Source organism: Robinsoniella sp. RHS, from assembly GCF_001029355.1.
GTDB lineage: Bacteria > Bacillota > Clostridia > Lachnospirales > Lachnospiraceae > Robinsoniella > Robinsoniella peoriensis.
In genome coordinates this window covers 70,742-91,975 of sequence record NZ_JNGB01000006.1, presented here as the reverse complement: position 1 = coordinate 91,975, position 21,234 = coordinate 70,742, and the positions used below count along the sequence as shown (strand labels likewise).

17 protein-coding genes, 1 rRNA gene and 1 pseudogene are annotated in these 21,234 nt (G+C 38.9%); 7 read left to right on the top strand and 12 right to left on the bottom strand.

Annotated features, from left to right (window positions below; genetic code table 11):
- From RHS_RS04960 to RHS_RS04940, 5 genes are all read right to left on the bottom strand, one after another.
- Window positions 1-683 (bottom strand): 16S ribosomal RNA (locus RHS_RS04960); the annotation flags it as partial.
- 572 nt (window positions 684-1,255) lie between these two features.
- On the bottom strand, window positions 1,256-1,444 hold the full coding sequence (locus tag RHS_RS04955) for a (2Fe-2S)-binding protein (protein WP_027294795.1): 189 nt from the start codon (window positions 1,442-1,444) through the stop codon (window positions 1,256-1,258).
- Complete coding sequence (locus tag RHS_RS04950; protein ID WP_027294796.1) at window positions 1,434-2,933, bottom strand: HAMP domain-containing sensor histidine kinase; 1,500 nt, start codon at window positions 2,931-2,933, stop codon at window positions 1,434-1,436. Before RHS_RS04950 ends, RHS_RS04955 begins: the two co-directional genes overlap by 11 nt.
- Window positions 2,934-3,611, bottom strand: a complete 678-nt coding sequence (locus RHS_RS04945; RefSeq protein WP_027294797.1) for a response regulator transcription factor — start codon at window positions 3,609-3,611, stop codon at window positions 2,934-2,936.
- A 47-nt stretch (window positions 3,612-3,658) separates the two neighbouring features.
- Window positions 3,659-4,333: a GTP pyrophosphokinase family protein gene (locus RHS_RS04940; RefSeq protein ID WP_044290089.1), complete on the bottom strand. Its 675-nt coding sequence runs from the start codon at window positions 4,331-4,333 to the stop codon at window positions 3,659-3,661.
- 243 nt (window positions 4,334-4,576) lie between these two features.
- On the opposite strand from RHS_RS04940, the gene RHS_RS04935 reads away from it, so the two are divergent.
- A complete protein-coding gene (locus RHS_RS04935) occupies window positions 4,577-5,320 on the top strand; it encodes a hypothetical protein (RefSeq protein ID WP_047832501.1) in 744 nt (247 codons plus the stop codon).
- A gap of 122 nt (window positions 5,321-5,442) precedes the next feature.
- Here the strand turns inward: RHS_RS04935 and RHS_RS30155 are convergent, their stop codons facing one another.
- From RHS_RS30155 to gmd, 6 genes and pseudogenes are all read right to left on the bottom strand, one after another.
- The gene (locus RHS_RS30155) at window positions 5,443-6,552 is read right to left on the bottom strand and encodes a fucokinase (protein WP_395021347.1); all 1,110 of its coding nucleotides are present in this window, start codon (window positions 6,550-6,552) and stop codon (window positions 5,443-5,445) included.
- A gap of 507 nt (window positions 6,553-7,059) precedes the next feature.
- A pseudogene (locus tag RHS_RS30150) lies at window positions 7,060-8,482 on the bottom strand (L-fucokinase); the annotation flags it as partial.
- A 135-nt stretch (window positions 8,483-8,617) separates the two neighbouring features.
- Window positions 8,618-10,906, bottom strand: coding sequence for a type I phosphomannose isomerase catalytic subunit (locus tag RHS_RS30145; RefSeq protein WP_395021344.1), 2,289 nt, complete (start codon window positions 10,904-10,906; stop codon window positions 8,618-8,620).
- 18 nt (window positions 10,907-10,924) lie between these two features.
- Entirely contained in the window at window positions 10,925-11,992 is a 1,068-nt protein-coding gene (locus RHS_RS04920) for a mannose-1-phosphate guanylyltransferase (protein ID WP_027294801.1), read from the bottom strand.
- Entirely contained in the window at window positions 11,993-12,934 is a 942-nt protein-coding gene (locus RHS_RS04915) for a GDP-L-fucose synthase (protein ID WP_047832500.1), read from the bottom strand.
- Between the two features lie 18 nt (window positions 12,935-12,952).
- On the bottom strand, window positions 12,953-14,029 hold the full coding sequence (gmd, locus tag RHS_RS04910; RefSeq protein ID WP_047832499.1) for a GDP-mannose 4,6-dehydratase: 1,077 nt from the start codon (window positions 14,027-14,029) through the stop codon (window positions 12,953-12,955).
- A 301-nt stretch (window positions 14,030-14,330) separates the two neighbouring features.
- On the opposite strand from gmd, the gene RHS_RS04905 reads away from it, so the two are divergent.
- Window positions 14,331-15,203 carry an AraC family transcriptional regulator gene (locus RHS_RS04905; protein ID WP_044289474.1) on the top strand — a complete coding sequence of 291 codons (873 nt, stop codon included), beginning with the start codon at window positions 14,331-14,333 and terminating at the stop codon, window positions 15,201-15,203.
- Window positions 15,204-15,385: 182 nt separating this feature from the next.
- Here the strand turns inward: RHS_RS04905 and RHS_RS04900 are convergent, their stop codons facing one another.
- Window positions 15,386-15,940 (bottom strand): VanZ family protein, encoded by a 555-nt coding sequence (locus tag RHS_RS04900; protein ID WP_052377854.1) that lies wholly within the window; start codon window positions 15,938-15,940, stop codon window positions 15,386-15,388.
- 276 nt (window positions 15,941-16,216) lie between these two features.
- On the opposite strand from RHS_RS04900, the gene RHS_RS04895 reads away from it, so the two are divergent.
- The 5 genes from RHS_RS04895 (at window position 16,217) to rfbB (ending at window position 21,194) form a co-directional block, all read left to right on the top strand.
- The gene (locus RHS_RS04895; RefSeq protein ID WP_395021341.1) at window positions 16,217-17,221 is read left to right on the top strand and encodes an LCP family protein; all 1,005 of its coding nucleotides are present in this window, start codon (window positions 16,217-16,219) and stop codon (window positions 17,219-17,221) included.
- Window positions 17,222-17,309: 88 nt separating this feature from the next.
- Window positions 17,310-17,750: a hypothetical protein gene (locus tag RHS_RS04890; protein ID WP_044292826.1), complete on the top strand. Its 441-nt coding sequence runs from the start codon at window positions 17,310-17,312 to the stop codon at window positions 17,748-17,750.
- Between the two features lie 200 nt (window positions 17,751-17,950).
- Complete coding sequence (locus RHS_RS04885) at window positions 17,951-19,132, top strand: methyltransferase domain-containing protein (RefSeq protein ID WP_047832498.1); 1,182 nt, start codon at window positions 17,951-17,953, stop codon at window positions 19,130-19,132.
- A 118-nt stretch (window positions 19,133-19,250) separates the two neighbouring features.
- The gene (gene rfbA, locus RHS_RS04880; protein WP_047832497.1) at window positions 19,251-20,147 is read left to right on the top strand and encodes a glucose-1-phosphate thymidylyltransferase RfbA; all 897 of its coding nucleotides are present in this window, start codon (window positions 19,251-19,253) and stop codon (window positions 20,145-20,147) included.
- A gap of 39 nt (window positions 20,148-20,186) precedes the next feature.
- Window positions 20,187-21,194 (top strand): dTDP-glucose 4,6-dehydratase, encoded by a 1,008-nt coding sequence (gene rfbB / locus RHS_RS04875; protein ID WP_047832496.1) that lies wholly within the window; start codon window positions 20,187-20,189, stop codon window positions 21,192-21,194.
- Window positions 21,195-21,234 lie beyond the last annotated feature (40 nt).

The window sequence follows — 21,234 nt, the reverse complement described above, 5'->3', positions numbered from 1 at the left end:
TCACCGCTACACTAGGAATTCCACTTACCTCTCCTGCACTCCAGCCTGACAGTTTCCAATGCAGTCCAGGGGTTGAGCCCCTGCCTTTCACACCAGACTTGCCATGCCGTCTACGCTCCCTTTACACCCAGTAAATCCGGATAACGCTTGCCCCCTACGTATTACCGCGGCTGCTGGCACGTAGTTAGCCGGGGCTTCTTAGTCAGGTACCGTCATTTTCTTCCCTGCTGATAGAAGTTTACATACCGAAATACTTCTTCCTTCACGCGGCGTCGCTGCATCAGGGTTTCCCCCATTGTGCAATATTCCCCACTGCTGCCTCCCGTAGGAGTTTGGGCCGTGTCTCAGTCCCAATGTGGCCGTTCACCCTCTCAGGCCGGCTACTGATCGTCGCCTTGGTAAGCCGTTACCTTACCAACTAGCTAATCAGACGCGGGTCCATCTCATACCACCGGAGTTTTTCACACTGTGCCATGCAGCACTGTGCGCTTATGCGGTATTAGCAGACATTTCTGTCTGTTATCCCCCTGTATGAGGCAGGTCACCCACGCGTTACTCACCCGTCCGCCGCTCAGTCATTAAAACTTCTTTCCGAAGAAATCTGTTTTAATGCTTCGCTCGACTTGCATGTGTTAAGCACGCCGCCAGCGTTCATCCTGAGCCAGGATCAAACTCTCAAATAAAGTTTTGATCTTAGTTCAAAAATCAACTACTAGCTAATTTTATCCCTTTATTACTGTTTTAAGGTTGACACACGAATGTGTCGGTTCTTAATTTTGAAATCTCTTTTAATAGAATCTTTCAAGGTTGTTTCACTGTTCAATTATCAAGGTTCTGCTTGCTTTTCTTTGTTGTTGTACTCTTTAGCGCAACTTCTATATCCTATCACACTGCCAAATGCTTGTCAACAACTTTTTCAAAAAGTTTTATGTGTGTTATTCAGTTGAATTTCCTACACATTTTGGACTTTTTTTGTGTTTCTTGTCGTTTGTTTTAAGCGACTTTGATATAATACCATTTCATTCGTTAATTGTCAACAATAAAATTACCTTTTTTTACAAAAAATTCCGAAGAATTTTCTTCGGAATTTTTGATATATGCATACCCACAATATATTGTGTCTGATATTAATAAACACCACATATTATTGATTTGTATCAGTTCATGATTTCTGGCTAATCTGGCGAATCCTTGCGGGAACATGTTTAAAAATTGCCTTCTGACATTAATGTATCAAACTTTGCGGGAAATGCCTTTAGTCATCCAGTTCTTCTGCCAGACTTTCTATAATAAAGCCTGCCATCTCCTTGCATTTGATGCATTGCTTTCCTATATGAAGAAGTTCCTGTACATCTTCGTATGTTCTGGCACCTCCATAAACAGCATCTTCAATCTGACCTGCAGTCACTCCATTACAGGTGCAGATAATAAGATCACGCTTCATATTCTGCTCCTCTCGCTTCATCTCCATCCAGTTCAAACCAAAATTCTACACCATTATCATAGTTGATCGCACCACATTTCTGACGGAAAGAATCCATAATCGCTTTTACAATGGACAGACCAATACCACTGCCGCCATACTCACGTGTTCTGGCTTTATCCACTTTATAAAATTTAATCCATATCTTATCCAGGTCTTCTTCCGGTATCGGAAGTCCTGTGTTAAATACAGAAACACGTATTTTTTGATTTACGCTGCAAATCTTAACTTCTACAATCATTTCATTTGCCACATGATTGAGTGCGTTGCTGACATAATTGGTGATCACTTCTTCTATTTTAAATTCATCTGCCCATGCATAGACAGACTGTTCCTGTTCGAAAATTATTTTTGCCCCTTTTTGCTGTCCCAGGATGCCGGCGGACTGTACGACACCACGTACCAGCGCTGTTAAATCAAATCGCTCCATAATGACTTTTTCCTGACCACACTCAAGCTGATTCAAAGTCAGAAGTTTTTTGACCATCTGATTCATCTTCGAGGCTTCATCCATGATAACCTCACAATAGAAGTCCCGGCTTTCTTCATCATCATTAATGCATTCTCTAAGTCCTTCCGCATATCCCTGAATCAGGGCAATCGGCGTTTTTAATTCATGAGACACATTCGATAAGAAATCTTTGCGCATTTCATCTATTTGTATTTTTTGCTCGATATCTTTCTGCAGTTCATTATTAGCAGTCTTTAATTCTGAAATTGTTGTCTCCAGAGTTTCTGACATCTGGTTAAAATGTTCTCCCAGCTGACCGATTTCATTTTTGCCGCCGCTTTTGTATTTTACATTAAAATCCAGGCTTGCCATCCGTTTGGATAAATCGGTAAGTTCCAGAATCGGTGCTGTTATGTGATTCGACAACCACCAGATAATAATAATTGCCAGTAAAATGAAAACAATACTGATATACGTCAGAAATTCATTTGAAATTTTAACATTATCCCGGATACTATCCAGCGGAATTCGCATGATCACATAGTCATTGGAATCTAAAATGCCCCACATTTCCAGATATTCTGATTTTGATTTATCATCCCAGTTTTTCTGGACAAGAAAATTATCTTCCCGTCTCAATATACGGATATCTGAATTATCCGTTCCCATAACATATCCAAACACCCTGCCTACCATGTTTCTTACGTCCTGGCTGTCATTACTTGTATATAAAGGCAACAGATTTTGATTTAAGATAGCCATAATAATATTGTTCTGGGCACAGTAACTATTTACATTTTCTAAAAATTCATTTGTGTAATAGTTGCTATTGATATCTTCTTTATTTATTTCCTGAAATACATTTACCAACACTTTCTCTTTCTTTACCACATAGTAACTTTCCAGGAAAAAGTTATTGATCAGCCAGTTTGCAATCAACATCAGTAATACCAGTCCGATAAAGATAAGCGCCATTTGTTTCCGAATTGAATGCTTCATCTATTCCACCTCGAACTTGTAGCCCATCCCCCAGATCGTTTTGATATAATCACCTTTTTCTCCCAATTTACTGCGGAGTTTTTTCACATGTGTGTCAATCGTTCTGGCATCACCAAAGTAATCGTAGTTCCAAACGCTGTTCAGAATCTTCTCTCTGGAAAGTGCCAGTCCCTGGTTCTCCACAAAATAAGCCAACAGCTCAAATTCTTTATAGCTTAAATCTACCGGCTTTCCATCCACTTTTACAAGATGGGCCGCCTTATTAATCTCGATTGCACCTGCTATAATGATTTCATCCGGTGAAATAGAATTTGTTCTTCTAAGAATCGCTTCTACTCTTGCAACCAGAATCTTTGGACTAAAAGGTTTGGAAATATATTCGTCAACACCTAGCTCAAATCCAAGAAGCTCATCTCGTTCATCACTTTTTGCCGTTAACATAATAATGGGCACCTTGGAATAAGTACGGATTTCCCTGCACACCTGCCATCCATCCATTTTTGGCATCATTACATCCAGAATCACCAACGCTATATCTTTCACTTCAAAAAAAACGTCCAGAGCTTCCGCTCCGTTCTCCGCTTCTAATACGACAAAGTCTTTTTTTACAAGAAAATCTTTTACCAGCTTTCTCATTCTGCTTTCGTCATCTACAACTAAAACTTTTAATTTATCCATTATCTCCAACCTCCGAACCTGTATTCTGTATGAAGTATAACAACAAATTATGTCAGTTCTGTGAAAACCCCAATCCGTTCACGAATATTTTGCATTTTGCAATCGGTATCTGCAATAACCTCAGCACATTTCTTAAGTTCCAGACTGATGTCTTCGCTGTCTTTGATATCTTCTATATTCTTTTTATAACGAAGCTGGTGCTCCAGGCTTGCCCAGAAATCCATAGCGATGGTACGAATCTGTACCTCTACTCTCATGTTCTGTTTTGCCTTGGAAAAGAAGACCGGCACCTCCACGATCATATGCAGGCTTCGGTATCCATTTTCTTTGGGATTGCGGATGTAATCCTTTACTTCCAGAAGCTTCACATCATCCTGCCTTGCCAACATCTTAGCCACATCATAAATATCATCAATAAAATAGCAGATAACACGGATACCTGCTACGTCATTTAAATTATTCACAACCGAATCTATCGAAACTTCAAGCCCTCTGCTCTGGAGTTTGTTCGCAATACTAATGGGTTTTTTAATCCGGGATTTAATAAATTCAATGGGATTGCGATTATATCTTACAGACAACTCGTCATTTAACACTTCCAGTTTTGTTTTAATTTCACGTATTGCACAATTATACATCATCATCAATTCATCGAATTCTTTCGCCTGTCTGAACAACGGGCCTGCTGAATCCGGAATAATGCGTTTATTTATAAAACTCATTTCTTTTTCCAAAGTAATCTCCTCCTTTGTAATACCAAAACGCCAGCCCTGCATACTTTTGCAGCTGCAAGGGCGTCTCATAATACCTTCCTTATTCTAGCATAAGTGTTGCAACCATACAAGGCAAAAGCAAAAGTTTATACTATTTTAACGTTTATTTTAAGGCTCTTTTGGCAATATTATGGTTATGTTGTCAAATATAAAGATACATACCAAACTATGAGAAAAAGAGGTGGCAGAGCAATGGAAAAATTTTCTTTAAAGTGTTTTCTTTTAATTGAGATATCTTTTTATTCTATGATATTTTTATCCGATTTTCTCGGATTATTTCCACATCTGCCCATTACCATGCTGAAATTCTGTACCGTACTGACCTGCCTCTTTTTCAGCATCTGGTATCAGCTGAGCTCAAAGTCTTCCAGCCACTATTTTATTTTTATTACTGCATCTTTATTTTTCTCATTATTTGCAGATTATTTTCTTATATTCACAAAATTTTATTTCCTGGGAATCTGTATGTTTCTGATTGTGCAGATCTGCTACTGTAAAATTATTCAGAAGAACGTTTGGAATATGCTGTCATTTGGAGTTGGCGGAAGCTTTTTGTTCTGCCTGATCTGCTGGCTGGTTTCGATTGATATTAACATTACTGCTGCATTGGCGGCGGTTTACTTCTTCTGTCTTTTGTTTAATCTGGTAAATGCATGGAAGGGACAGATGGGACTGTTTGCTCTTGGGATCTGCCTGCTGCTGTTTTGCGATATACATGTGGGGATAGGAAATCTGACCTTATATGTAGAATTGAACAGAGGGGGATGGCTGGACAGCTGGTACCGGATTGCCCCCAGTATGGTATGGGTGTTTTATATACCGGGGCAGGTTATGGTGACGTTGTCCGGGTGGATGAGGATGGACGGGCGATTGGTGCGGATTGGGGAAAGTGAGGAGCCGGCTGCAGTCCATACCAGCAGAGAAATGGATATATAAGAAATGCAGACTCATAGGAAGTAACCTTTCTGAGTCTGCAAGTCCATTAAATGTTCTATATAAATCATTTTATATATTAACAAAGTTGTTTTAAAAGACTCATTGATACAATAACAATGTGATTATACTAAAATCTCACAGTCCCAAACATCTACCCCACTGTCCTGAAAAACGCCATACAATCTTTGACGAAGTTGATCTCTTTTGATTCCTTTTTTCAAAATCACCTGCAAAAATCCGCCACCGCCTGCACCTGAGATAAATCTTGCATCTATCAAGTCTTCACATGCCATGAAAATTTGATCGATACACGTATTTGTTGAACCGCTGTCTAATTTCTTTGATAATTCCCAATGTTCATTCAGCAACCTGCAAAATTCTTCAATATCGCCGCGTTCTAATTCAAATTTCATAAGGGCAGCCATGCGGGACATCTTATGAAGTGCCTCCACTGATTCCGGTCTGCCTCCCAGATATCCACCCACAACATCCCGAAGCAGATTACGCGCAAGCCTTCTCTGCCCTGTATAAATAAGCGCAAAACGATCCTGTAATTCCTGAAGAACTTCGGGCTTCAGCTTCATCGTATTCACATTAATTTCCTGACTGATACCAGGTTCGGTAGTTATATATTTAATTCCCGGAGTAATCCCTCCTACCTGATCCTGCCAACCGCCACCGGTACTCATGATCTGCTCCATGCAAAGTACGATCTCATAAAGCTCACCATCGCTGATATCCTGCCCCAGAAAATCAAAAATACCTTTTACACAAGCTCCAGATAATATACTGCTGGTTCCAAGTCCAGATCCTTTCGGCACACCTTTTACCTGGGTCGAAAGATATATTCCACCTCCCAGATTTTTCAGTATTTCTTTTAAATCATAATCTCCTTCTATGGGAATAATACCACATGCGATCAATGCTGCTTTATGAAGAGCAAAAGAATCGAACGGATCATGGCAATTTTGTATTTCCTGAACCGTTTCCACCGTACCAAATACCCCGATGTCTTCACTTTCAAATTCAACATGAAGTTCATAGAGACGTCTGACACATACCTGAACAGGCAAGATCCCCTTTAATTTAATTGCAGCATTTAGCACTACCCCCCCCTTTTCGTTACAATGAGGAGGTGTATCGGTCCAGCCGCCGCCCCAATTTACCCGAACAGGCAAAGCCACATTTACTTCATCCAATGCGATCTTAAACGAATTATCCTTTTTGATCATAGAAGCGCCATTTTCATAGATCACATCCTGTATAGTCTGAAAACATAAAGATTCTAATTTATCGTAGGAGTTCCCCTCAAACACGCAATGCTCCCGCTTCATAAATCTGGAAAGATCATAATAAATACGTATTCTGGTAGAAAATTCACTATTCTTTGCCGCCTCCATTAGCAGATGATACTGGTCTGCATTTATACCGGCATCACCGAATACCTGCAGCGCATCCTGATAGTAGTCCCCCTTTTCAACCCTGGTAATAAATTTTTTCACCAATATCTGGTTCTCAAGCTCCCGTTTCCAAGGAACAATTGCCTGAACATCTGCTTCATTAAAACTGCTGTAAAGACTTGTCCTATCGCTATTTTTCCAATTATTGATTTCTTCCGCTGACGCTGTACCTTCAGCCATCTTTATCAATATACCAGCGTGCTTTAAGGCATCACTCATGGTATTACAAAGAGGGTATAGCTTAGCAAACCAAAGATAAGTATCATCCCCAACCCACAGATCTTCCTGACACAGATGATTCTTTTCCATAAATCCACTTAAAGTTGTTTTCAAAAAAACTGTATCTGCACTTAACATTCCTTTGGGATTGTCCTCCACCGCATAAGTACGAACAACACACTTTCCCTGAGGCATCAATAGTCCATGCATTACAACCGAAGAGGGTATCTGCATATTTTTTTATACTAACGTTGGAAATGATGCAATGTTCTCCAATAACAGTTCCATCCAGCAAGTAACTGTCCTCAATATAAGATCCTTCTCCCACCTTTGCCAGGTCGGAAATAAAACTATTATGTGAAGCAAATTCTCTATTGTCACAGACATTAGTCACAACCTGGCGTTTCCAGTCCAAAAATTCATAATCATCAATAGTACTGGTAACTAAATTCAGCAGTTCTCTGGTGGTTCCAAAATGAATAAACTCCGCTGGTGATACACAAAGTAATTTCATGCTGAAGTTGTGCAGGTTCTCCCATATTTTTGTACGGCAGTCCGTTAGTTCTTCGCAAAAACTTCCTTCTGGAGCCTCTTTGTAATATTCCTCTAAGGTTGACTCTTTTGCCAGGGGAAATAAGAAATCTCCGTAAAAACTGATGCGGGATTTTTCATTTACAAACTTGTGGAATTTAGTATCGTCTACTTTATTATCAGTACTGATCAAACGAAACAGCGCCTGGAGCATCTGACTGTCCATAATGACTGCACCCGTATCAAGGTCAACATATCCATGATCATTTACTGCCCCCATATGCTTTAACTGTTCTTCAGACTGTTTATGGAGAAAACGTCCTACATAATCAGTTCCGTCATTCAAAAATACTCCATGATTTTTTCCTGTTTCTACCGGCTCCTTAATGGAAATAGCTGCTGCCCCATTATATTGAAAATCGATTTGAAGCGGATTAAACAGTAAAAGAACATCTCCGGACAGCACTAACATTCCTTCTTTAAATCTGGATGGAATTCCGGACATTCCTATAATAAATTCATCAAACAGAGTGGACGGCCTGCCATTTGGAAGTTCCCTGGGAACCGGCGAAAACAGTTTTCCGCATGCTGAATATTGAGGTACCCTCTTACTGTCACCACCAGAGTGAATCACCAAAATACGTTTTCCTGCAAAATAATTTTCCCTGACTTCTCCATCAACCTGGGCAATATATCTGAGGACATTAAAAGTAGCCCCTCCGGATCCTACCCTTTTACCATCGGGATCCGGCAGAACAACGTATCTGGTTGTATCCGGCAGTAAATGATTTTCCAGACGAGCATTGATCTGCTGACGATATACCTCCGCTTGTTCTTCATTAGAGGCTGTTAAAATGATATAATCCCATTTAATAAAATTGCTTTTTCTAAGACTTCTTATATAGTCATCCCAGGAATCCAGATAGCTCTGACGTAAGAACAGATTCTTCATTTTTCTATATTTTGTATTCATTGGTTTTCTCCTTAGAGTATTTATTGCTTATGTTTAACTATTATATCATTCTCTATGAGTAATTCCAATGTATTTTTACAGTCAATTTTTACAGTTTTCCTAATAATTATTACTTTACACCTGCGTCAGCAAAAATTCGCAATAGCCTGTTACCTGTACATTCTTTTTTCCTGCTGGTACAAAAAAACTCTCTCCTGGTTTAAAGGACTGCCTTGTATTTTCCACCTGTAGTTCCCCTGATCCGCTCAAAATCATGATAGAATAAAAAGATGACTCATCTCCTACTATTCTGACAAATGTTTTTACATGGTACTTCGTACAGGAAAAATATTTACACTCTCCTAGCAGCTTCGTAGTATATCCTTCTGTTAAGATTTCATCTTCTGTGATTGTCGGTTTTATTATGGTTCTTGTCTTTTGAATTACATCCAGTGCTTTTTCAAGATGTAGTTCCCGCAATTCTCCATAACGGTCTCTTCTTCCGTAATCGTAAAGACGATACGTAGCATTTGAATTTTGCTGAACTTCACAGACCAGAATACCAGGACCAATCGCATGAACAGTTCCCGCTTCAACAAATATAGATTCTCCTTTGTGAACTGGTACTTTATTCAGGATCGCCGTCAAAGTCTGCTCATCAATTCTTTTACGCACTTCTTCTTCGGCGACATCTTTATTGAAACCATAGTATATGTATGCATCTTCATCACAATCCATTATATACCACATTTCGTTCTTCCCGTATTCATCCTCAACCGGAAGGGCATAATCATCTCCTGGGTGAACTTGAATGGAAAGCATATCCCTGGCATCTATGAACTTAATCAATAATGGGAATTTCTCATAAGACTGGCATTTCCAACCCAAATTTTCACGACCGATTCTTGCGATATATTCCCCAAAAAGCAGCCCTTTATATTTTCCTTCTGCTACTACACTTTGTCCCGCCCCATGAGTAGACAACTCCCAGCTTTCAGCAATACAGTCATAGTCACAATGTTTATGATAAATATCCCGAAGTTTACTTCCACCCCACAAATAATCTTTAAATGCCGGTTCCAGCTTAACAAGATCCGTATCTTCTATTTCCACTTCCAAACCGCTTGTTAACCCGTTTTTTACATAATCTGCTTCTTCCAATATTTTTCCAATGCTGGTTTCCACTACAATAATATTCTCCGAAGTGTAATTTGCAATCTGATGGAGTGTGCCCATCGGTATATACACACATTCCTTTTTGCCATACTCCCGGATTTCCTCATTTAAAGTAATCGTTGCAACTCCTCCTACAATTGCCCAATGTTCACTGCGGAACTGGTGTTTATGTCCAGGCAGAACTTTTTCCGGGAAAATAGTAATTCGCTTTACTTTATACTCCGGTGTACACGTCAAAATTTCTTTCATTCCCCAGGGCTGATAACAAATACTGCTTTCATCAAAAACTTTTTTCTCTTCCCTGTAATGTTTCCGCATTATGTCCTTAATGGCCTGAGTTTTCCCTTTTCTGGATACATAAACTGCATCGTTGGTATTCACAATCACCGTATCTTCCATTTCGTTAGCGATCACAATTTTCCCTTTTGCATAATTCAGAATAGATATGTCTCTGCAATTTTCTTCAATAACTCTGCCTTCCTGGCGAAATTCATGATATTCCGACAGGGATTCCAGATCCAGTATACGGCTCCAGTTCAAATCTGCTTTATATATCCTGACCTTTTCGGACTTCTGAGTAATAGCACTGGCAATGCTTTCCGCGGGGATATTCTCCATCCACTGCCTCTTTAATAAAATTATTTTTCCTGCAGTGTTTAAGCTGTTCACTCCAAAGCGGCATGGTTCATAAATATATGGACTGCATATTTTTAACTCATGAAGGTAATCTCCGGCTCTAAGCATTAATATTCCAGCATCCACTAAACCAATTTCATAACATGTACTCTCATTTAATTTAGCATTTGGCGTAAATAACTTCACTCCTCGTTTTCCACTTACACCAAGACTAACTAACCATCCTTCATTTACAAGATTTTTTGCATCCAGAATTGCTTTCCTGTAATCTCCTCCATCTATGATTGTATCTGTAGAAACAATTAATAGCAAATCAGAAGGATTGATACACATACAGATAATTGCTGCCGCTGGAGCTGTTTTTCTCCCTGCCTGCTCCAGAAAGCACCGATATTTTAATCCTTGAAATGCCTGCATTTGTCCTTCTACAATATACTGGTATTTCTCATTGGTCATAATATAAAACTCATCACAAAAGGGCATATTTCTTGCTATTGTCTCCTGAAACAGAGAGCGGTTTTCTTTCACATTCATAAACTGTTTCGGATAATTCCTTCTCGACGCAGGCCACAGGCGATCTCCTGTTCCCCCCGCTAATACCAGACATTTCATAAATTCCTCCAATGCTCCTTACAGATATTGATTCTTTCCTGTAGCCTTCAACTGATCAACCACCATTTTCACATCTTGGGCACGATCTTTGCTGCACACCAGAAGTGCATCCTCCGTTTCCACAATGATCAGATTTTCAACTCCTATAGTTGCTATCAACTTTTTATCCGAAAACTGGATACAATTTTTTGTATCAATCCGTACATGATTCCCCATGCCTATATTTCCATCCTGATCCGGATCGTAAAAGGTATTCAGCGTCTCCCAACTGCCCACGTCATTCCACCCAAAGTCTCCCAATACCATATAGACCTGTTGCGCCCGTTCCATAATGCCATAATCTATAGATATCGATGGTATCCTTGGATAAATATCTTCTATCAGCACCCTTTCTTCCGCCGTTCCCATACTTTCATAAATTTGCATCAGATACTGATAAATTTCTGGCAAATAATCTTTGAAATTATCCAGTATCACGGATACTTTCCAGGCAAACATTCCGCTGTTCCATGCATAAGTTCCACTCTCCAGATAAGTTTTCGCCATGTTTACAGACGGTTTTTCTTTAAATTCTTCTACTTTTCTCAGAACTTCATTACTATTGCCACCATATTTCATATATCCGTATCCAGTGGATGCAAATACAGGTGTTATCCCAATAGTAAGAAGCTTATCCCCCAAGCTTGCTTCCCGGATTACAACTTTTAATATTCTTTCGAACTCCTGTTGATCCTCAATATAATGATCTGCTGGAAATACGCACATGATACCGTCACCGAATTTGTTTAACAACTCACATGCTGCGTATCCAATGCATGCCGCTGTATTACGGGCATCCGGTTCCACCAGAATATGACCCTTATCCAGTTTTCCAGAAACTGCTGCCGCCATAGCATCCGCTTGTACCTGATTTGTTACAATAAACATATTCGCTTTGTCTATGATCCCTGCCAACCGTTCAATTGTTTCATTTATCATGAGCTCCTTACCGCTTAGATTCAACAACTGCTTTGGCTTTGCCTGCCGGCTAAGGGGCCAGAATCTTGTTCCCTGACCACCTGCCATAATCACACCATATACCTTCATTTACCTCTCCGCCCTCATTTCACTATGTAAGAAATCATCATATGCAATGCTTATTCCTTCAGAAAGTTCAGTTTTATATTTCCATCCCAGTTCTGTAAGTTTATGAACATCCAAAAGTTTACGCGGGGTTCCATCTGGTTTTGAAGTATCAAAACGAAGATTTCCTTTATAACCAACCCTTTGCTTCACAAGGCTTGCTAATTCTGATATCGTTACCTCTTTGCCAGTTCCCACATTCACTGTCTCATTTCCAGAATAGTGATTCATCAGGAATAAGCATGCATCTGCGAGATCATCTACATATAAAAATTCACGGAGTGGTGAACCAGTTCCCCAGATCACCACTTCCTCAGACTGATTTACTTTTGCTTCATGAAACCTGCGGATTAATGCAGGCAGGACATGGGAATGTTCCGGATGGTAATTATCATTGGGACCATATAGATTTGTAGGCATACAGCTGATGTAATCAGCACCATATTGTTGATTCAGGTATTCACAGTACTTTAAACCGGATATCTTAGCAAGTGCATATGCATCATTTGTCTGCTCCAATTCACTGGTCAGCAGACAACTCTCAGGCATTGGCTGCGGTGCCATTCTGGGATAAATACAGGAACTGCCTAAAAACATTAATTTTTTTACTCCAATATCAAATGCCGCTTTTATCACATTCATTTCTAAAATCATATTTTCATATAAAAAATCTGCCTTATGCAGGCTGTTTGCCATAATACCGCCTACTTTAGCCGCTGCCAGAAATACATATTCCGGTTTTTCATCAGCAAAAAAATCTTCTACCTGATTTTGTCTGCACAAATCCAGTTCTTTTGAAGAACGTCCAATAATATTTGTATATCCTTCTCTTTCTAATTTTCTAACAATCGCAGATCCAACCATTCCCCGGTGTCCTGCTACATATATTTTTGATGACTTTTCCATTATTCTGTCCTTTCGTGATTAGCATGCAACCTTCTCTGCATTTCTAAATTCTTCTGATCCGACTCCCGCGCATGTCTTCATATCTTCATCAACCATCATAGCTACCAGTTCCGGAAAATTCACTTTTCTCTTCCAGCCCAGTTCTTTCTCCGCTTTGCTGCTGTCTCCCCAAAGCAGTTCCACTTCTGCCGGGCGATAGAACTGAGGATCCACATCTACTAACAGACGCCCTGTTTCCATATCGTATCCTTTTTCCTCTACTCCGCTGCCTTTCCATTCAATGGTAATTCCAACTTCTTTAAAAGACATTTCCACAAACTCCCGAACGGTATGAGTCTCATTCGTCGCCAATACATAATCACCCGGTTTCTCCTGCTGCAGCATACGCCACATCCCCTCTACATAATCTCCTGCAAATCCCCAATCACGTTTTGCATCCATATTTCCAAGAGAAAGCTTTTCCTGTTTGCCGGCACAGATATTGGCCACTGCTAAAGTAACTTTTCTGGTAACAAAATTATCCCCTCTTCTTGGCGATTCATGGTTAAATAGAATTCCATTGCATGTAAACATTTCATAGGATTCCCTGTAATTTACTGTAATCCAGTAAGAATACAGCTTTGCAGCCCCATAAGGGCTCTTGGGATAAAATGGTGTCTGCTCGCTTTGCGGTGCTGTTCCTGGCAGCCCTCCATAAAGTTCTGATGTGGACGCCTGATAATAACGGCAATTACATCCGCTCTGTCTGATTGCCTCCAAAAGTCTGATTGTCCCCACACCAGTGGCTTCCGCTGTATACTCCGGAACTTCAAATGAAACAGCCACATGAGACTGTGCAGCCAGATTATAGACTTCATCCGGCTTAATCTTCATCATTAGAAGACTTAAATTACTGGAATCTGTCAGATCTCCATAATGCAAGAAAAATCTTTTCTTATATTCTTTATTTTCTAATACATGATCAATCCTGTCCGTACACACGGTACTGTGCCGGCGAATGATTCCATGAACTTCATATCCTTTTTCTAATAATAATTCTGCCAGATAAGAACCATCCTGTCCGGTAATTCCTGTTATCAATGCAACTTTCACCATGATTTTTAATCTCCTCTATTAAACTGTATAATTTTGTGATTATTTTTCTCTTGTTTATAATTGTCTTTTGCATTATATAGTGGTATACTAGGCAAAACAATGTTAAAAATTGCTCAGTTTATAGTATTAATAGTAAAATATTGTTATTCGCAATATTTTACTATTGTTATTTTGTGAAAACTGTTTTTTATATTTTATCATTTTGGAAAAATCGTAATTTGCTACACCAGTATCCAACTGCTAATTGCCAAATGATTAAATGTAATGAGTATTTGAAAATTTTATGAAAGGGTAAAAAGAAATGAATTCAATATTTGACTCCGAAATATCCGGTAAGAAAGGACAGCGGGAATCTGTTATTACAACACCAACAAATATAGCCAAGAAAAGTTTTTTCTATGTACAGGAAACAGGCTATTTAAAGAGTTTGAAACCTCATATCAGCAGGCGCGAAAATCTGGATTCCTACTTATTCATTTACGTACTTTCAGGTTCCGGGTATTTCACTTACCACGGCAAAAAAACGCAAGTAGAAAAAGGTGCCTGCTTTTTCCTGGACTGCATGGAACCTTATTCCCATGAGAGTATCGAAGAAAATCCCTGGGAACTGTTATGGGTACATTTTAATGGTGCAACTTCCAGGGAATACTATAAATATACAATGCGAAGCTCTTCTAATATTTTTTATCCGGTAGAAACTGCTGATATCATTGCTCTGATCTGGAACCTTATTCATACAAATCAAAAAAAGCCTCCGTATTGTGAAGCTCTCAGTTCCAGTATGATTGTACAACTGCTAACCCTAATCATTACTACACCCAGAAAAACCAAGCTGCAGTCTTCCTCGTCTGATTCTATGGACGAAAAGCTAAGCCTCGTACGACAATATTTGAGCAAGCACTTTACAGAAAAAATCAATCTCGAACAGCTTGCTAACACATTTTTTATCAGTAAATATTATCTCTGCAGGGAATTTAAAAAAAAATACGGAGAAAGCATTGTTACTTATCTGACCCTCAAGCGGATTAACAATGCAAAAGAATTGTTACGGTTTAGTGATAAGAGTATTTCAGAAATTGCCACTTTGTGTGGCATTTATGATGCAAATTATTTTATAAAGCAGTTTAAGTCTTCGGAAGGGATTACCCCGGCGGAATATCGTAGGAAGTGGTAAAAGATTTGGCAGCTGATATTTAATTTCATTTATTATTTTCTGATATACCTGTCTAAATATTATATGGAACATTATTCTTCATCATAAAAATCCAACATCACTTTTCTTCAGAGATGTTGGATTTTATAATTTATGAATATCTATTGGCTCCATCGAACTCATTTTTCTAATCATTAACCGATTTATATAATATTCATATTAAACTTTGAGCGAATTTTCAAAATACATAAATAGATCCAATAGCCAATCAAAGTTCCAAATACATTTGTAATTATATCATCTGTCTGGAAAAATCCCCGTTCAGATACAAACTGGAATATTTCTATAACCAAACTTGTAAAGAATCCAACGGCAAGGCATCTCCAGACCGTATGAATCCGTTTCCATAGTACAGGTACCAAGACTCCTAAAGGTATCATCATAATAATATTCTCGATAACATATGAAATTGCTCTTGGTGTATTTTGAAATGTAGCTCCGATCATTAAATCCGCTCTTGTACGTGATCCTGGTTCCCTTGAAAAATAGGCGATCTCCAGAACCAGATAACAATAAACAGAAAATATATAGATAACCGGTATTAGAGATGCTCTTATTTTCATCTGCGGATTATGAAATTTTTTAACACACCATAGGATTGCGATATAAATAAGTACAATTCCCATCCCCAGCAGGATACCTCTAAATCCGTATTCAATAATAAATTCTGTAAAATCTTCAATAATAAGTGCTTTCATAATGATAAACTTCCCTGCTAATGTTTTTCTTTTCTCAGATAAATTGAAATGACATAATTAAATTTTAATGATACCATACCATGTACGAATATTCTAATTGTTTTTATTAATATTTGCCATATATATTCTTAAAGAATTTTCACTGAATGAATTATGTTTTCTATCATTAAATTTTGTAAAATATACTCTCAGTCATTGTACTAAATCGCATAAATTCATTGACAAATTCTGCTAAACGAGATATCCTAAATCCAAATGAAAGGTGGTGTATTATTTATGTACAAAGAAAAAGGGTTTACTATATTTGAGAAATTAGCACTGATTTGTACCTGCATTCTTAGTATAACCTATATACTGTGCAGTACACAGTTTGTACATGCTGCGGATGCAAAAAATCAAGGCGAAACAAAAAAAGCCGAATCCAAGATTACATATAACAAGGAAACTTATACTCTGAAATCCAATATTGAGACAACATTGTTCATGGGTATTGACAACGTAAACAATGAACAGGAAGATGGCACTGTTGATTCCCTGGGGGATAGCGGAATGGCTGACTGTCTGTTCTTAGTTGTATCGGACAAAGATACCGGCAAGAGCCAAATTATTGGAATCAACCGGGATACCATGACAGATGTGGATATGCTGGATATCTATGGTGAATATTTTCGAACCGCAAATCTTCAGATCGCACTTTCCCATGGATATGGGGATGGCAAGGAACAAAGCTGTCTGAATACAGTAAAAGCGGTGTCAAACTTATTTGGCGGCATCAAAATTGACCATTATGTTGCTATGAAAATGGCCGCTATTCCTACGATTAACGACGCTATCGGAGGGGTATCCGTAGAAGTACTGGAAGACCTTACCAGCCAGGATCCGGCTTTGGCAAAAGGAAAAACAGTTGAATTAAAAGGAAAACAATCTTTACAATACGTAAAATACCGCGATACCGATAAATTGGATTCCAATCAGTTAAGAATTCAGCGCCAAAAACAATATATTACTGCATTTACGAAAAAGTTGGCGTCTGAAACATCGAAAGATCCATTTAGTATCCTTACGCTTTATAAACAGATTCAGAAATATGTTGTAACCGATTTAAACACTGCTCAAATGCAGACTTTATTTGACAAATTCGCAAAATCCGGTCTTGGAGATGAAAATTTCCATATGGTTTCCGGAAAGCTTACCGAGGGGAAAATTTATGCTGAATTCCATGCAGATGAAAAGGGACTGAAAGAACTGGTTCTGGATCTCTTCTACACAAAGCAAAAATAAAACTCTCCTCAAATTGGTGGACAGTATACACTTACATTTCTGTAGGGGTATTCACAATATAATTTAACGCAAAATGGAGGTAACAAACATGAAAAACATAAAAAGAATTGGCTCTCTTGTATTGGCATTTGCATTAATGCTTTCCTTTACAATGTCAGCTTTCGCTGCTCCAAGTCCTACTGTTAACGTAAAAGCAAGTAAAGTTATGGTAAATGGTAAGAGCATCGATATCAGCAAATTGAAAATCACAAAAACAAAAGTAACCGTAGATCCTGCAACAGTTGATCCTTCCCTGAAGAATATGGCAATTGCTTATGCAGTTGACGTAAGCCTGGATGGAGTTGATTTTGATGAAGTTTCTATTACTTTTGCTATCCCAAGCATCCAGAAAGATGAAAACGTAAAAGTTCTTCATTTACAGAAAGATGACAAGTGGGAAGTACTTACACCGGATAGTGTGGAGGACCAGGAAGTAACTGTGACATTTAAATCTCTGTCACCGGTACTGTTTTTAGTAGACAAGAAATAATATAGAAATGTTTGTGAATATTGGGTATACTGTTGGGTTATGAGCCTGCTGCCTTTTTAGGCGGCAGGTTTTTTGATGTTTCAATCACATGCTGCTGTCTTAACCCCTTTTATAATGGCATAGCAACATGTTTCTATTGAAGTCACAGACTTTCCTATATATAATAGCTTTATTACTTCATGCGAAAGGAAACAATGTGGATGAAAATACCAGGTTATTATTCTTCCGGTGAGTTTGCCAGTCTCTCTCATATCACGAAGAAAACACTGCTCTACTATGACGAACATCAGATTTTAAAACCATCTTATGTGACAGATTCTGGTGCACGTTTTTATACATACGATGATTTTGCCAGACTACAGCAGATACTCTTACTAAAATATTTAGGATTTTCTCTGGATGATATCCGCGAAATGACAATAACGAATACTGATGAACATTTTATGGTTGATTCACTGAATCTTCAGCTAAAACTTGTTGAAGACCGCATCGAACAAATGCAAGTCGTGGCTCAGACAATACGGGATACTTCGAAATCCATTCAAGAAGATAAAACAGTGGATTGGTGCCATATGTTGGAGCTAATTCATGTTATGGGTATGGAAAAGAGCTTAAAAAACCAATATCAAAATGCATCGAACATCGTCGCAAGAATTAATCTTCATCATTTGTACTCCCAAAATGCCCAGGGCTGGTTTCCCTGGATCTATGAACAATGTCACATAAATTCCGAAAATAATATTCTGGAACTGGGATGCGGTGACGGCACTCTTTGGACAGAGAACTTTTCCAAAATACCGGATGCCATACAAATCACCCTATCAGATATTTCTGAGGGAATGCTGCGTGATACCCGCCGAAGTATCGGTTGTGAAGATTCACGCTTTGATTTTGATACTTTCGATTGTAGTCACATTCCCTATGAAGATAAGAGCTTTGATCTGGTTCTCGCCAATCATGTGCTCTTCTACTGTGAAGATATTGCAGAAGTATGCCAAGAAGTGATCCGTGTACTAAAACCTGGCGGCACCTTTATCTGCAGTACCTATGGAAACCGGCATATGAAAGAAGTAAGCCATCTTGTATCTGACTTTGACGATCGCATTGTCCTTTCTGCGGATAAGCTGTATGAACGGTTCGGACGTGAAAATGGGAAAGAATTACTATCCCCCTTCTTTTGCGACGTTCTGTGGAACTCCTACGATGATTCACTGCTTGTTCCCGACTCAGAAACGCTGATCTCCTATGTGTTGTCCTGCCACGGAAATCAAAACCAGTATATCGTAGATCGATTTAAAGATTTTCGATCATTCGTGAATAAGAAAACAACCGGTGGATTTTATATCACAAAAGATGCCGGAATCTTTATTTGCAAGAAATAAACAAATTTTTTTAAAAAACACTTGAAGGTGCCCTAGGGGCACCTTTTATAATGGTATTATACTTGAAGAGATTTCATTTTGCAGAAGATAAAAACCAACAAAGAAAAGGAGAATTCATATGAAAGGAATTATACATGCAGGCGGCTCTGGTACCCGCCTTTACCCACTGACTATGGTTACATCAAAACAATTATTACCCATTTACGACAAACCTATGATTTATTACCCCATGTCCGTTCTGATGAATGCGGGCATACGTGATATTCTGATTATTTCAACACCTCAGGATACCCCGCGTTTCAAAGAACTGTTAGGCGATGGGCATCAATTTGGCACGAATTTATCTTATGCCGTGCAACCAAATCCGGACGGACTGGCACAGGCATTTGTCATCGGGGAAGAATTTATCGGCAAGGATACCGTTGCAATGGTACTTGGTGACAACATCTTCGCAGGACATGGACTTAAAAAACGGCTTAATGCTGCTGTCGAAAATTCAGAAAGCGGCAAAGGTGCTACTGTCTTCGGCTATTACGTAGATGATCCTGAACGATTCGGCATTGTGGAGTTCAATTCAGAGGGCAAAGCGATTTCCATTGAAGAAAAAACCAAACAGCCAAAGAGTAATTATTGTGTAACTGGTCTGTATTTCTATGATAATAAGGTCGTTGAATATGCTAAAAATTTAAAACCCAGTGATCGTGGAGAACTTGAAATTACGGACCTGAACCGAATCTATTTAGAAAATAATAATTTAAACGTAGAGTTAGTGGGTCAAGGATTCACCTGGCTGGATACTGGAACACATGAAAGCCTTGTAGAAGCCACTAATTTTGTCAAAACCATGGAATCTCATCAGCACCGCAAAATTGCCTGCCTGGAAGAAATCGCTTATCTCAATGGCTGGATTACAAGGGATGACCTCATACGCGTATATGAATTCTTAAAGAAAAATCAATATGGCCAATATTTGAAAGATGTCTTAGACGGAAAATACATGGATATCCTTCACTAAAACGTATTCTTAAACCAAATTCAAAGGAGAATGAAAACTATGAATATTATCGTAACCGGCGGAGCAGGATTCATCGGATCCAACTTCGTATTCCACATGTTAAACAAATACCCTGACTATCGCATATCTTGCTTAGATTGTCTGACTTATGCTGGCAATCTCTCCACGCTGGAACCAGTCATGAATCATCCAAACTTCCGCTTTGCAAAGATAAACATCACGGACCGTGAAGCAGTTTACGGACTTTTTGAAGAGGAACACCCCGATATGGTCGTAAACTTTGCTGCAGAAAGCCATGTAGACCGTTCCATTGAAAATCCGGAAGTTTTCTTAGATACCAATATTAAAGGAACTGCAGTTCTCATGGATGCCTGCCGTAAATATGGAATCCAAAGATACCATCAGGTATCTACCGATGAAGTATATGGTGATCTTCCATTAGACCGCCCTGATTTATTCTTTACTGAAAAAACACCGATACATACCAGCAGTCCTTACAGTTCCTCCAAGGCAAGTGCCGATTTGTTAGTTCTCGCTTATCACCGAACCTACGGCCTACCGGTTACAATCAGCAGATGCTCGAACAACTATGGACCCTACCATTTCCCTGAGAAATTAATTCCTCTGATGATCGCCAATGCATTAAACGATAAGCCGCTTCCTGTATACGGGGAGGGATTGAATGTCCGTGACTGGCTCTATGTGGAAGACCATTGCAAAGCCATAGATTTAATCATACACAACGGACGTGTTGGTGAGGTATATAATGTAGGCGGTCACAATGAAATGAAGAATATCGATATTGTTAAAATTATTTGTAAAGCGCTGGATAAACCAGAAAGCCTGATTACCTATGTCAAAGACCGCAAGGGCCATGATATGCGCTATGCTATCGATCCTACCAAAATTCACAATGAATTAGGATGGCTGCCGGAAACAAAATTTGAAGACGGAATTAAAAAAACGATTCAGTGGTATCTTGATCATAAAATATGGTGGGAAACAATTATTTCTGGGGAATATCAGAATTATTATGAGAAGATATGAGAAGATGTATGTAGACTGCTGATGATAATAATACAAAATA

Bases quoted from the DNA above. Each gene is read 5' to 3' on its own strand.
- RHS_RS04955 (WP_027294795.1), bottom strand. From the start codon at position 1,444: ATGAAGCGTGATCTTATTATCTGCACCTGTAATGGAGTGACTGCAGGT.
- RHS_RS04950 (WP_027294796.1), bottom strand. From the start codon at position 2,933: ATGAAGCATTCAATTCGGAAACAAATGGCGCTTATCTTTATCGGACTG.
- RHS_RS04945 (WP_027294797.1), bottom strand. From the start codon at position 3,611: ATGGATAAATTAAAAGTTTTAGTTGTAGATGACGAAAGCAGAATGAGA.
- RHS_RS04940 (WP_044290089.1), bottom strand. From the start codon at position 4,333: ATGAGTTTTATAAATAAACGCATTATTCCGGATTCAGCAGGCCCGTTG.
- RHS_RS04935 (WP_047832501.1), top strand. From the start codon at position 4,577: ATGGAAAAATTTTCTTTAAAGTGTTTTCTTTTAATTGAGATATCTTTT.
- RHS_RS30155 (WP_395021347.1), bottom strand. From the start codon at position 6,552: ATGATCAAAAAGGATAATTCGTTTAAGATCGCATTGGATGAAGTAAAT.
- RHS_RS30145 (WP_395021344.1), bottom strand. From the start codon at position 10,906: ATGAAATGTCTGGTATTAGCGGGGGGAACAGGAGATCGCCTGTGGCCT.
- RHS_RS04920 (WP_027294801.1), bottom strand. From the start codon at position 11,992: ATGAAGGTATATGGTGTGATTATGGCAGGTGGTCAGGGAACAAGATTC.
- RHS_RS04915 (WP_047832500.1), bottom strand. From the start codon at position 12,934: ATGGAAAAGTCATCAAAAATATATGTAGCAGGACACCGGGGAATGGTT.
- gmd (WP_047832499.1), bottom strand. From the start codon at position 14,029: ATGGTGAAAGTTGCATTGATAACAGGAATTACCGGACAGGATGGTTCT.
- RHS_RS04905 (WP_044289474.1), top strand. From the start codon at position 14,331: ATGAATTCAATATTTGACTCCGAAATATCCGGTAAGAAAGGACAGCGG.
- RHS_RS04900 (WP_052377854.1), bottom strand. From the start codon at position 15,940: ATGAAAGCACTTATTATTGAAGATTTTACAGAATTTATTATTGAATAC.
- RHS_RS04895 (WP_395021341.1), top strand. From the start codon at position 16,217: ATGTACAAAGAAAAAGGGTTTACTATATTTGAGAAATTAGCACTGATT.
- RHS_RS04890 (WP_044292826.1), top strand. From the start codon at position 17,310: ATGAAAAACATAAAAAGAATTGGCTCTCTTGTATTGGCATTTGCATTA.
- RHS_RS04885 (WP_047832498.1), top strand. From the start codon at position 17,951: ATGAAAATACCAGGTTATTATTCTTCCGGTGAGTTTGCCAGTCTCTCT.
- rfbA (WP_047832497.1), top strand. From the start codon at position 19,251: ATGAAAGGAATTATACATGCAGGCGGCTCTGGTACCCGCCTTTACCCA.
- rfbB (WP_047832496.1), top strand. From the start codon at position 20,187: ATGAATATTATCGTAACCGGCGGAGCAGGATTCATCGGATCCAACTTC.